Genomic DNA, 12,739 nt, shown 5'->3' with positions numbered 1-12,739 from the left:
TGGATAGTCACCTTCTCAAACCGTATATACCATTATCAGTATTGGATCCTCGTTTTCCCAATCTATATCTATGACAGCGGTGCTCCAGCGATGTAAGGATACCGGAATAGTTTTCTCTTCAACTCCGTTATCCAGCGTAATCTTGAATGTATAATTCTTCATTCCGATAGAATATAGAAGACTAAATGGTTTTGCTTCTGAAACACTTTCATCCGGATAAAGATTGTATGATTCTTTAATTATTGAATTGTTGTGCAAGTCCAATATTTCTACAGTTACTTCATGGGTCCCTGCATCATTGTTTCTGATTTCAAAAAAATCAGGTAAAGCCGGACCGCCCAGAAGGAACATCAATGCATAATAACCTATAATTGCAACTATGGGTATGATCAGCAAGAAGAGAAGTGTTTTTTTAATATTTTGCATTTGAAATCCCTTCTATTATAGAAGAAGATTTGGTATCTCCTTCAAAATCGCCAAAAGGAGTACTCCTACTCCAAACCCTTTACTATTTATCGATCTCCCTTCTGACGATTTTCTGGAAAGCTAGGATCAGGCAAGTTTTAATTATTCGCAAAGTTAACATAAACCCATGCCTCGGACAAGATATGGATCAAAACATACTCTGGAGGTTGTTCGGACTATATAAACTGTTTTTCTAATATACCGTATATAAATTATAAAGTTTTTAGTCAAATTGCCAGACAATTCATTCTTAATTTATGACTGCATATTTCAACAGTAATACTTCATATGACAGATTGTGTAATACTCGGATAGAAGCATAGTGCATCTATGGCTGCGGTCAGTATTTTCAAGGAGAGGAAAAAGCACCTTGAGATTTATAAATGGTTTTTCTCCTGAAAACCGCGCTTCGGATCACACCTTAAGTGTCATCTTCTAAAACTTCTTTAATTACAGTTTCTGTAGTCCATTCAGGCAACTCGTCAACCTTTTCAATAGATATCACCGTCCCGTTTGGAGTGTCAACAGTTATCATGTAAAATTCTCCACCGGTCATTTGTGAATAAGTTGATGTTACAGACCCGTTCAGTGAGTCAGCTTCTCTGTAGAGGTTTTCCAGAGAGTTGTCCGGTCCGAGGGTTTTTAATGTACCATTTTGCATTTCAACAGTTATTTTGTGAATATAAGAGCCGTTAATCCGAATATACCCTATAGACTCCCCTGCTTCATTGAAGATTGCACCTGCACCTGAATAGTTCCCTTTTGTCAGGTTTTGAAAATCGCTATCATTAGTGTATATTTCAGTTAATACTTCCCATCCAGACCTTCTGTTAATCCCTCCATGATTGTCAATATCACTCGTACTCCAGTGCAAATCACTGGATTCATAGAGGGATAAAAGAAATATTGCAGAGAGAAGCCCGATAATCATGAGTGAAGACAATTTACTTCCGTCCAGGATTATTCCTCCCTGACCACCAGCGCATTTATATGTCTGTGTCTATTTTTTGAACTTATAGGAACCTGATATGTTACTTCTTTTTCCGAAATACGTAAGTATTCCATAAAAAGGAAAGTGAGAGAGAAGAAAAACTATTGAAAGTAGCATCTTTTATACCCTGAATGAACTCACCCATTCAGGCCTTTCAGGAGGGTTATCATTCAACATTTTTCTCCATTCTTCATCTGTTAACCTTTCTCCTGAAGGCTGCCAGAACTCATAATAACTCATCACAGGACCTGTACCGAGTACGATCCTGCCGTCAGGCTGTTTGTACGCTACTATCATCAGGTCCAGTTTCCCTGTCCCTTCTTCCAGAACGCTCCCTCCGGGACCTGTATGAACATCCGCAACCAGAATGGAGCTCTGGGACTTTATATCCACATTTTCAAGCATTGGAGATATGTTTTGTCCGAAGTTTCGGATGAATTTGTACTCTGCATCTGTTAACTCTTTATCTTCAAGTTCTTTAATCGAGATTTCCAGCAGTTTTTCAAGGGTATTTTCAAGAGTTGTAAAATCTTTATCAGACTGCTCGTCAAGCACTTCCATTTCAGCAAGACCGTTGTGTGCCATTTTTGTAAGGGCGAGCATCCTGGCATAGAATTCAGGAACTGGTTCCACATATCCCTCCACAGGTTTTTCTTCCTGAATTTGAGGAGCACCCAGGAAGTAGGTCTGTTTTGCATAGAGAATGGTATCATGCCTGAGTTCGGTCCAGGAGGCAAGGGCAGTGTTAAGCTGCTTGTCTTCCCATGCTTCGGTTTGCATGAAAGTAGGGTAACCCTCAGGATAGCGTGTAAAGAGAGGCTTTAAGGCGTATAGTTGAGCCCAGTAAAGGTTTTTATTCCAGTCCTCTTCATCAAAAGCTCCAAATTCATTTTCCAGAGATATGTGAGCTTTTTTGTAGTCTTCATTTTCAGAAATACCCATATTTCTCAGGTGTTCGCGGGCTCTTTCAGAACCAAGGAGATCCATGATGTTCAGGGCAGGAGGATTGAGTTTCTGAAGGATATACGAGTCAGGTGTGTATCTCTGCCCCATGAACCGGAAACCTTTTGTGGCTTCAAGAGTCTCATTTTCAGTTTCAGAACCTGCTGGAATTATTTCCCCCGTTCCCCCATAAATTTTCGGACTTTCATATTTATCCAGCTCAGTTATCAGTTCCTCAAGGCTTTCATTATCAAAACTCACCCCGGATCTATCATTACCAAAAACAGTATCCAGAGCTTTCGCATATTCATAGGGCCCGAGATCATCGGAAAAACCAACATAGAAAGCCGTCACATTGTAAATTCGATCCCATCTATCCCGGATGTTTTTATCCCTGTCAAAGTGATCAGAAATTAAAAGAGCCTGCATAGTTTGAATTCTCGCTTCCTTTTCCGGAGATTCTCCAGCTAATCCTTCTACCGTTGAGTCTTCTACAATAATCATTTTCGACTGAAGGAGCATACTTATTCTTCCATGCCACATCATGGCTTTGAAGTAGTTTTTCAGTTTCTCAGAAGACGTATAGTGTCCCCGCGGGGAGTACTGAGAGTAATCTTCAACGTACTTGAAAATTGGAGATATTTCCTTTTTTTGAGCTCCTATCAAAAAGAGTTCAGCCTCTACATCATCTTTTACAAATGGAGGGATTTCAACACTGTATTCTTTTACATCCTTAGTAGCGAAGAGTGTAACTTTCTCTGGATCTTCCCCTGACTGCTCAGTCTGTTCGGGTTTCGGCTGGAGAAGACTCAAAGCCACGGCAAAATATGCAACATTTCTTCTTGCAGCTTCCTTTTCTACTCCCGACGCACTGTTATAATCCTCTATGGAAGCTTCAAAGAGGGCTTTGTCAAGTTTCCAGAGTTCATCGTAAAATTCCTCGGCTTCTACCCTTTTTAACGTCTCATCAAACTGGATGTGATAAAGGTGAAGAAGGGAATCCGACGTGATGAAAATAGGAACATCAGCCACTTTCAGGCCCCGGTAAGTTTCATTCACCAGTGTCTGCCCTGATATCAATTGATTTTTGGGATCTTCACTATCGTCTTCACTATCGAGTACAACAAATCCATTTTTGTACAGCAAATCCTTGCTTTCGTTTGTAAAGAGGATTTTCTGAGTCAAATCGTCATAATTTGCAATTTCGGATGCCTTAAGGGGCAGAGAATAAGCGGGAATTGCAGGCTCAAACTGTAGATATTCTTTACTGTAATGTCCGGAAAAAGAGCTTTGATTTTCAAGAGTATTACTCTTTACAGAAAGGGTTTTTTCAGGAGCGGTTTCTACGATATCATTAAATGAACTTTCCTGATCATCTATCGCTTCTTCCGGTCTGGCCTCATTGATCGGCCCGCTGCTACTGTCGATGCAGCCTGATTCAAGTGTAAGTAACATTGTCAGCAGAAAGGCTGTTATTACCACTTTTAATTTCAAGAAAGGTCCCTCGTATTGAATTAAACAAACAGATTCAAAAAATTAAAGATATAAGATCCCCCGGAGACATGATTATGCAAGCCTTAATAGCTCTTAAAAACAGCATAATCATGCCCTAGAAGAAGAGGTATGGAGTTCAGGTGATCATGGAAAGTATATTAGAACTCCATAATTCACTTCTAGCAAACTCTATATAAATTTTCTATCCATACTATAAAACTAACATTTTTTCATGCTCTTTTATGCTTTTTGGGAAGAAAGTATCCTTTATATCCCTGATTATTTAATATCATTGACAGAGAGTTTATGAAGTTATAGTTGCTGCAGTTGTTTTCCACGGATAAAAAAAGTAAATAAGGTCTTTTGGATAACAGGCTAAAAAACGCTCATGACATTCCTGGAATAACAAGCCGAAAAAATGAAAGTATCCGGAAGTACTTTCATGCTAAGAAAGATGATTTGTGGTTTGGAGTGTTTATTATCGAAGCAAACCGGAGGATACAAGCTAAGGATACAAGCTAAATTATGCTTATTTCTTCACCCTAACAGGGTCCTGGGATTGATAAAGCCGCTTCTGAGCATATGGTCGGCAAGCACGAGGGCAACCATTGCTTCGGCAACCGGCACCATGCGCGGAGGAATCGTGGGGTCATGCCGTCCTTTAATCGCTATTTCGGCATTTTCCCGGGTTGTGAGATCAACCGTTTGCTGAAGTTTACTTATGGAAGGGGTGGGCTTTACTGCTACACGGCAGACGATGTCCAGGCCCGATGAAATCCCTCCGAGGATGCCGCCTGCGTTATTGCTCGAACAGGTAACTCTTCCGTCTTCCATGAGGAAGGAATCGTTCATTTCACTTCCGCGCATACGGGCAGCCTCGAACCCGGCTCCGATTTCAAAGCCTTTGACTGCGGGAATGCTCATAAGAGCTTTTGCAAGGTCTGCATCAAGCCTGTCAAACACGGGTTCTCCGAGACCTGCGGGAACTCCTTTCACGATTACCTCGACAATTCCGCCCGCGCTGTCTCCTTCCTGGCGCAGGGCTACAACCTTTTCAAGCATTTTCTTTGCTGCTTCAGGGTCGGCACAGCGCACAGGAGTTTTCTCTACATTTTCGAGAATTTCATCAAAAGAGAGGGATTTTGCCCGGATCCCGCCGAGTTCGAGAACGTGTCCGACAATCCGGATTCCGTAATGGGAAAGTAAAAGCTTTGCAAGGGCACCGCCTGCGACCCTGCCTATTGTTTCGCGAGCTGAAGACCTGCCTCCTCCGCGGTGGTCCCGAATTCCGTAGCGGGTAATGTAGGTAAAATCAGCATGTCCCGGGCGGGGAGTATTTTTAATGGCATCATAAGAAGAAGACCTGGCATCCGAGTTCCAGACAAGCATGGAGATGGGAGTCCCCGTGCTCTTGCCCTCGAAAATTCCGGAGAGTATTTCCACACTGTCAGCCTCGCTTCGAGGTGTGGAGACCTCGCTCTGTCCCGGACGCCGCCTGTCCAGCTCTTTCTGGATGTCGGCTTCGGAAAAAGGAAGCCCTGCAGGCAGCCCGTCAACAACAACTCCGACAGCCCTGCCGTGGGACTCCCCCCAGGTCGTGATTCGAAACATCTGCCCGAAAACGTTTCCAGCCATGCATCTTAAGTGGTTTTTTTGCTATATGATCCTTGGGGTAAGGCAGGTTCAAGGTGCACAACCACATCAGTAACATCATTATATTCGGCTTTCAGCATTTTGCTTACCCTGTGGGAAATAAGGTGCGCTTCTTCAAGAGTAAGGTCAGCCTGCACAAGCACATGCATATCTATCCGTATATCGCCCATGCCTCCGCGAGTCCTGATCTTATGGCAGCCCAGAACTCCTTCTACTCCCAGAACAAGGTTACAGATCTCGTCTTCTTCAAGCCTAGACATGTCAAGAAGTACCTTTGAACTTTCCTTCATGATCCTGAACCCTGCCCTGAAAATGATAAAAGATATAAGAACAGCGATTATAGGGTCAAGAAGGGGAAAACCAAGCTTTACGGCAGCCAGGCTTAATATCACTGACAGGGAGACATAAATGTCGCTTTTTGTATGCAGGGAGTCCGCAATAAGAACCTGGCTCCTCAGGGCTAAACCCTGCCTGTATTCGTAGCGGGTAACCAGGTAATTAATGCACATTGTGCCGATTATCACAAGAAAACTTATAGCTGTTACCTCAGGTACACTCCGGATGAGGAACCTGTCAAGCGCATGCCTGAAAATCTCAACTCCCACGTAAAGGAGGAGAAGTGCAATAAAAATAGAGGCTATGGTTTCATATTTCTGGTGCCCGTAAGGGTGCTCTTTATCGGGAGGGCGTGCTGCAATAAAGCTTCCCACAAGCCCCACAATATTGGAGACACCATCGAAAAGTGAATGGTAGCCATCTGCTGTCATGCTGAGGGTGCTGGTTAAAGTCCCGTAAATAATCTTAGCAAAAGCTACTGCAAGGTTCAGGAAAAGTACAATCAAAAGAATTCTCTGGACTTTTTTAAACCTCTGTATCGCTGGACAGCACCTCCTGAATCCAGACCTCAAAATAACAGGACAGAAAGCGATAAATCAAATAATGTAAGTCAGAATGATGCTATATATTCTATACTACTTGTGTTGATTTATATTATAATATTCTGCTACATTAAAATTGAGAATTATTAAGAGGCAGAAAAACAGGTTGACTGCCTTTTATTTTTTAGTTTTTTCATAAACGGAAGGCGCTTTTAAAGAAGATACCTGTAAAGAAGAGAAATGAGAGTTTAAGAAAGGATTGAAAAGGATTCAGAGTTTTAAGAAAGGATTAAAAAGGATTCAGAGTTTTAAAAAAATTGAAAAGGATTAAGAATTTGAAAAAAGAATTGAGAAGGATTGAGAAATTTAAAAAAAGAATTGGAAAAGATAACGAATCAAAAAGAAAAAAATGAGAAACAGGGAAGATTTTCAGCAATCTGTACCTGCCCAGAGCAAATAAGCTTCAACTATTTCCTGCCCTTCGAGGAAGACAAGCCCATGTTCTTTTCCGTATTCTTTTGATTTTTCTTTTGAAAGGGCTTTCCCGCTGTCATCGTCCAGCATTTCACAGACAACCATCGCGGGGGTTATTCCTGCCATACGGGCAAGTGCAACCGAAAGTTCTGTCTGGCCCATGCGCTCGTCAAGGAGCCCTTCGGCAGCCCTGAGGAGAGCAACGTGCCCTGGAGTCCTGAACTCGTTTCCAAAACGAACCCCGTTTCCTGAAAGGGATTCTTCTGTGATCTCACCTATTTTCCTGATTGTAAGGGCTCTTTCAATGTCAGGAATGCCTGTCCTTGTGTCCCTGTGGTTGACCCAGAGAGAGAAAGAGGAATGGGCATCGTATTTGAGGTCTCCGTCTTTTTCAACAACTTCCCCAAGGGAGTCACTGGTCTTGCTGGCTTCCCTTACAAGGTCTGCCATGAACGGCAATTTAAGCTGTTTTGACGCCACCGGGTCCACTGCCACGCAGATAAGACCACCGGCATCTTTCCGCATCCATTTCACATCAGTATAAGTGACAGCTTTCGCAGGAATTACAAGATCTGTTTCTCCTTCTCTTGAGTCCGAGTCATAGATCTGGATCATTTTTCCTGCACGCAGGGCTTCCAGAGCCCTGTTAATATTTTCATTGCTATATTTCAGACATTCATAGGCCATGTTCTCGCTCATTTCTGTCCCTCCATACCCTGCTTTTTCAGCTGTGTCACAACTCTGTCTCCATCTTTCAATTTCAGGGCATCCCTGAGTTTTACCGGTGCAATAATCTCAATTAAATCCGAAGGGTAATGAGTCCTGTCAGGGACTACAACAGCAGCATCTATGCCCTCTACTCTGACAGGATAACAATTTCCACCCCCGAAAGTGCGTTCTCCATCATTAAAACCGTCTATCCGGACAGAAGGCATTTCTCGAAGCCTGTTCCTGAGAGCTGAACTGTTTTCCGAGAGCTGCACGTTAAGGGTTCCGGGGAAGGGGATGAAGTGCAGTTTTTCTTCAAATTGAGTCCTGTACCCCGGGATATTTATATAATACTGACCTTCACCAAGACCTTTGAGGACGTTTCCTTCAAGCTCCAGAGTATCGGGCTCTGAAGAAAAGATCCTGCTGTATTCGACGTATTCGTTCTTCAGGATTTCAATCCCTTTTTCTGTCATTTTTATCAACTGGCCACCGGGCACCAGTTCTCTTTCGATCAACCGCTCTTTCTCAAGCTGTTTTAACTTTCGAGCTGCGGTTTTGGAACTGTCTCCCGTATGCTTGTGAAACTCACTCGAAGAGACTTTAACAGTTTTATTTACTGCCCCTATAAGGGCAAGTTTCTTCAGGTATTCAATGTCCGGCACTGTCGGCACCCATGTTACCTTAATTTTGAGATGCGTCTCAATTATGAGATAGAAAACTACGCATTTCAATATAATAAAACTTTTGATATCGAGCGAGGCACTAGGAAAGAGGAAGCAGTATTCCTAAAGCATATATAAAAAGCTTTACGAAACTATTAAGTATAATAAGAATAATTAAAAATGAGACCTGCCATGACACAGCATATCAAAATAGAATGCCCCTCATGCTCACCTGAGGAAAAAGTCCCGCATGAACTGATAAAATTTGGGATAAGTCCACTGGTGCACTGCCTTGAGTGCGGGCTTGTTTACATTGCCTCAGGGTTAAAAGCTCCTGAAAAAATAAGCGTAAGGGTCTTCGTAAACAGGATAGAACATCCTTTCACGCACTGGGTAAAGTTGAACGCCGGAGAACTTCTGCGAGAAGATGAAGAAATAATTCTGGATAAAGTAAAAACCGGTGAAGGAAGCCCATTTGTCATAACTTCGCTTCAGGTTGGAGTCAGGAGGGTGCCTTCTGCCCTTGCCGAGGAGCTCGATACAATCTGGGCAAGACCTCTGAATGAAATTACATTCGCAAAGAGAAGAAAAATAAGGCAAAAACACCCGATGTCCTTTGAAAATATTACATCCACAGCTGGAACTTCCACTGCTTCCGAATATTTGGAAGTAGTTGATGAAAGCTGATTTTTAAACAGGCAACTACAGTTTATAGACTGCAATTTATGGACTACAATTTATAGAGATCTATTTTTGCAAAACTCTGCTTTTACTTTTACCTTTACCTCCCTGAAACTTTTTTTCTTCCCATCGCTCCTTCAGAACACATTCTTTAAAACATCACCGGAGAAGTTAAGTATTTAGTATTTTGAATCCATCTATTGATTAGACTATGATGAGAGAAATTGAAGTCGAATGCCCCGCATGTTCCCCGGAAGAAGAAGTTGGGCATGAAGTTCTTAAAGAAGGGCAGAGCCCGCTTGTCCGATGTCTGGAATGCGGACAGGTACATGCAGCGAAGATAAAAACCCCAAAATCAGTCAGTTTGAAGGTTATAGTTAGCAAGAAGGATACTTCAAACACCTACAGAACCGAACTGGATTCTGAAACCGTTCTCCAGGTAGATGAAGAACTGGTTGTGGATGACGAAGAAACAGGAATGGTATGCCCTATCCTGATTACAGCCCTGGATGCAGGAGGAAAAAGGGTCAAAGTAGCCAAGGCAGAAAACACCGAAACAATATGGGGAAGAGCCATCGATGAGGTGACTGTAAAGTTTTCTGCACAGGAAGGAACTGAAAAAACAGAAGTAATTGAGAAACGTGTTCCCGGAGACTATGAATTTGTCGTGGGAGCAGAGGAAAGAGCTGGAAATACCCGTCTTTTCATTACCAAGATAAAGATCAGAGACGGGAATTTCAGATCCAGAAAAGGTGACGCTGTACTTGCAAAATATGTGAAAAGGATTTTTGCCAGAAAGAAGGGGGATAGTTCTGGTCAACGCAGTTTCAGAAAAGGACCTTGGTGAGGATAAAAGAAAAAGAGAAAAAGAAAAAGAATGTGAGAAGCTCCGCAAGCTCCTTGTAGAAGGTCTTGAAGGTTTCGTAATAGACGAAAAAGTGCTCCAGGCCATGCTCCGTGTCCCAAGGCACAGGTTTGTTCCGGAATATGAGCAAAGGGCAGCTTATGTGGACATGCCTCTTGAAATAGGCCATGGGCAAACAATATCTGCCCCCCACATGGTTGCTATGATGTGTGAAATCCTGGAGCTGGCTGAAGGGCATAAAGTTCTGGAAATTGGGGCAGGTTCAGGATATAATGCTGCAGTGATGTCAGAGCTTGTAGGAAAAACCGGGCATATTTACACTGTAGAGCGGGTAGAACCTCTTGCAAATTTTGCAAAGAAGAACCTGAAAGAAGCAGGGTATAAAAATGTTACAGTTTTACTTGAGAATGGGTCAATGGGTTATCCCGGATATGCCCCCTATGACAGGATAGCTGTAACATGCGCAGCTCCCAATATCCCTGAAACTCTCCTGGAACAATTGAAGCCCGGGGGTATAATGGTAATCCCTGTGGGGAGCTATTCCCAGGAGCTAATCAGGGTTAAAAAAGACAGCACAGGCAAGATATACAGGAAGAAAAAAGGCGACGTTATCTTTGTGCCTATGATTGGCAAACACGGCTTTCGAAGGATTTGAGAGAGAGAACCGGAATTAAAAAGTATGAAATAAAACTCAAAGATTCTTCTTTAATAATCTGAAAAGAATTAATAAATTATTAATAAGTGTGAAATTAACTACTTGATATGGACATCGATATATACGAGGATTTTGAAGAAATTCATGTAAAAGATGTCTATATAGTCGATGTGTTCAGTGACCCTACCCCTGTTGTGCTTCTTGAGAACCTGAAAGGGGAAATGCTTCCTATATATATAGGGCACCTGGAAGCCCTTTCAATAGGGAACGTACTTAAAAACATTTCTCCTCCTCGCCCCATGGCGCATGACCTTATGGTCAATATTTTCGATCGCCTGGACATAAAAATTGAAGGCGTGTTAATTGACGATAAGGTGGATAAAGTATATTATGCCCGTCTTCTGGTAAAAAAAGATAACAGTATAATGCAGTTTGATGCACGGCCAAGCGACTGCATTGCACTTGCGCTCAGGGTGGGAGCCCCGATAAGAATACGGAAGAGAGTGCTGGAATGTTCAGAGATAGAGATGTCCAGGCTTGAAGGCGCACGCGTGATAAATATCTTCGGCTAAGAGAATATCTTGTCCAGGACACCTGGTTAAAGCCGGTATTTTTTCAGAAATAATGGCTGGTTCATCTTTGCCAAAAACCTTTATTCGATTCCTGTTTTTTCAAAAAATCCCGCCTTTTCAAAGAAACCTGTTTTTCAGCAATTTCTGCCCCATAAGCAGCCTGACCCTTTCCGGATTTCTGCCTGTTTAATTTCAATAAGCTTTTAATAACAGTTAATTTCATTATCCCTTAGATGCTCACCAAAAGAATCATACCATGCCTTGATGTAACCCTTGACAGAGCAGGCGGCTGTGTTGTCAAGGGCGTGGAGTTTGTGGACCTGAAAGAAGCCGGAGACCCTGTGGAGCTCGCCAAGCGTTATAATGAAGACGGTGCAGACGAGCTTGTTTTTCTGGACATCACAGCTTCAGCTCACGGCAGGGAAACCATGATCGATGTAATAGAAAGGACTGCAGACGAGGTATTCATCCCCCTTACAGTGGGGGGCGGCATCAGCTCGATTGAAGCTATCCGCCAGATCCTCAGAGCAGGTGCTGATAAGGTTTCTGTTAATACATCAGCAGTTAAAAATCCTGAATTTATCAAAGAATCTTCCGACATATTCGGAGCCCAGTGCATTGTTACTGCCATTGACTGCAAGCGAAATACCAATGTAAAGGACAATCCAGATAAGACCATTCTGGAGCTGGAAGACGGGACACCTGCCTGGTATGAAGTGGTAATTTACGGAGGCAGGAAAAACACGGGTATTGATGCAGTCCAGTGGGCAAAAAGAGCAGAGGAGCTGGGTTCAGGGGAAATCCTGCTCACAAGTATGGACAGGGACGGAACCTGTGCAGGGTATGACATCCCTATCACAAGAAAACTCTCAGAAGAACTTGATATCCCGATTATCGCCTCCGGAGGAGTGGGAAACCCCCAGCACATCTATGAAGGCTTTTCGGATGGAAAAGCCGATGCCGCCCTTGCAGCAAGTATCTTCCACTTCGGGGAATATTCGATACAGGAAGTAAAAGAGTTCCTCAAGGAGAGAAAAATCCCTGTCAGGCTCTGAAATCCGAAAAACAGAATTTTTAGGATCTATCCGAACAGATTTCGGCCTGGCAGACTTATCCAGAATGGAGATTTCCAGACAGGAATTTTGTCCGATCCTATCATTTAATGCCTTAAAAGGGTCAGCCGAACAAAAGATTGGCAGAAAATACCGGAAAAGGTGATAAAGTTATGGAAATTTCCGAGTTTCAAAAGCTTATGTATGAACTCTATGCCCACAATGACATAAGGAGGGGCGGAAAGGCTACAATGCTCTGGCTGGTTGAAGAAGTGGGAGAACTTGCCGAAGCTATTCGCAGGGAAGAGCCCGAAAACATAGAAGAAGAACTTGCAGACTGCTTTGCCTGGATAGGTGCTCTTGCCAACCTTTACGGAGTAGACCTTGAAAGGGCATTCCTTAAAAAGTATCCTGGAGTCTGCCCCACCTGTGGGAAAAAGCCCTGCATCTGTACTGACTGATTACAGAGTACAGGAATATTCAGGGATATTTATTAAATTTAATGGAAGCTCATATTCAAAACCCTTAATTTTCAGGCTTTGCCTGTATTTTCAGTAATTCTTTTTATGCTTTAATTTTTTCAGGGTTTCCAATCTTTCAAACTTTTGCCTGGACACTATTTTTCTTCCGTTATTATATTAACT

General features: G+C 42.7%; 13 protein-coding genes. 6 read left to right on the top strand and 7 right to left on the bottom strand.

Annotated elements, in window-relative coordinates; all coding sequences use genetic code 11:
* Positions 1 to 15: 15 nt before the first annotated feature.
* From M886_RS06070 to M886_RS06040, 7 genes are all read right to left on the bottom strand, one after another.
* Positions 16 to 426: a hypothetical protein gene (locus M886_RS06070; RefSeq protein WP_048037862.1), complete on the bottom strand. Its 411-nt coding sequence runs from the start codon at positions 424 to 426 to the stop codon at positions 16 to 18.
* Positions 427 to 886: 460 nt separating this feature from the next.
* Positions 887 to 1,396: a hypothetical protein gene (locus M886_RS06065; protein WP_015412039.1), complete on the bottom strand. Its 510-nt coding sequence runs from the start codon at positions 1,394 to 1,396 to the stop codon at positions 887 to 889.
* 180 nt (positions 1,397 to 1,576) lie between these two features.
* The gene (locus M886_RS06060) at positions 1,577 to 3,853 is read right to left on the bottom strand and encodes a DUF3160 domain-containing protein (RefSeq protein ID WP_048051656.1); all 2,277 of its coding nucleotides are present in this window, start codon (positions 3,851 to 3,853) and stop codon (positions 1,577 to 1,579) included.
* A 576-nt stretch (positions 3,854 to 4,429) separates the two neighbouring features.
* Positions 4,430 to 5,527 carry a chorismate synthase gene (aroC, locus tag M886_RS06055; protein WP_048050866.1) on the bottom strand — a complete coding sequence of 366 codons (1,098 nt, stop codon included), beginning with the start codon at positions 5,525 to 5,527 and terminating at the stop codon, positions 4,430 to 4,432.
* A gap of 5 nt (positions 5,528 to 5,532) precedes the next feature.
* Complete coding sequence (locus M886_RS06050) at positions 5,533 to 6,453, bottom strand: cation diffusion facilitator family transporter (protein ID WP_015412036.1); 921 nt, start codon at positions 6,451 to 6,453, stop codon at positions 5,533 to 5,535.
* Positions 6,454 to 6,852: 399 nt separating this feature from the next.
* Positions 6,853 to 7,596 carry a 3,4-dihydroxy-2-butanone-4-phosphate synthase gene (gene ribB, locus M886_RS06045; RefSeq protein WP_048050865.1) on the bottom strand — a complete coding sequence of 248 codons (744 nt, stop codon included), beginning with the start codon at positions 7,594 to 7,596 and terminating at the stop codon, positions 6,853 to 6,855.
* Positions 7,593 to 8,270, bottom strand: coding sequence for a winged helix-turn-helix domain-containing protein/riboflavin kinase (locus M886_RS06040; RefSeq protein WP_011033651.1), 678 nt, complete (start codon positions 8,268 to 8,270; stop codon positions 7,593 to 7,595). Before M886_RS06040 ends, ribB begins: the two co-directional genes overlap by 4 nt.
* A 192-nt stretch (positions 8,271 to 8,462) precedes the next feature.
* Here M886_RS06040 and nrpA point away from each other — a divergent pair, with 192 nt between their 5' ends.
* From nrpA to M886_RS06010, 6 genes are all read left to right on the top strand, one after another.
* The gene (gene nrpA / locus M886_RS06035) at positions 8,463 to 8,957 is read left to right on the top strand and encodes a transcriptional regulator NrpA (protein WP_235203884.1); all 495 of its coding nucleotides are present in this window, start codon (positions 8,463 to 8,465) and stop codon (positions 8,955 to 8,957) included.
* A 208-nt stretch (positions 8,958 to 9,165) separates the two neighbouring features.
* The gene (locus M886_RS06030; RefSeq protein WP_235203883.1) at positions 9,166 to 9,798 is read left to right on the top strand and encodes an HVO_0476 family zinc finger protein; all 633 of its coding nucleotides are present in this window, start codon (positions 9,166 to 9,168) and stop codon (positions 9,796 to 9,798) included.
* Positions 9,740 to 10,471 (top strand): protein-L-isoaspartate O-methyltransferase, encoded by a 732-nt coding sequence (locus M886_RS06025; RefSeq protein ID WP_011033648.1) that lies wholly within the window; start codon positions 9,740 to 9,742, stop codon positions 10,469 to 10,471. Before M886_RS06030 ends, M886_RS06025 begins: the two co-directional genes overlap by 59 nt.
* A gap of 107 nt (positions 10,472 to 10,578) precedes the next feature.
* Complete coding sequence (locus M886_RS06020; RefSeq protein ID WP_011033647.1) at positions 10,579 to 11,043, top strand: bifunctional nuclease family protein; 465 nt, start codon at positions 10,579 to 10,581, stop codon at positions 11,041 to 11,043.
* Positions 11,044 to 11,276: 233 nt separating this feature from the next.
* Positions 11,277 to 12,098 (top strand): imidazole glycerol phosphate synthase subunit HisF, encoded by an 822-nt coding sequence (gene hisF / locus M886_RS06015; RefSeq protein WP_011033646.1) that lies wholly within the window; start codon positions 11,277 to 11,279, stop codon positions 12,096 to 12,098.
* Positions 12,099 to 12,268: 170 nt separating this feature from the next.
* Positions 12,269 to 12,556: a MazG nucleotide pyrophosphohydrolase domain-containing protein gene (locus tag M886_RS06010; RefSeq protein WP_011033645.1), complete on the top strand. Its 288-nt coding sequence runs from the start codon at positions 12,269 to 12,271 to the stop codon at positions 12,554 to 12,556.
* The last annotated feature ends 183 nt before the right edge of the window (positions 12,557 to 12,739 follow it).

It is taken from the genome of Methanosarcina soligelidi, from assembly GCF_000744315.1.
In the GTDB taxonomy this organism is placed as follows: domain Archaea; phylum Halobacteriota; class Methanosarcinia; order Methanosarcinales; family Methanosarcinaceae; genus Methanosarcina; species Methanosarcina mazei.
This window is presented reverse-complemented; position numbering and strand designations above follow the sequence as displayed.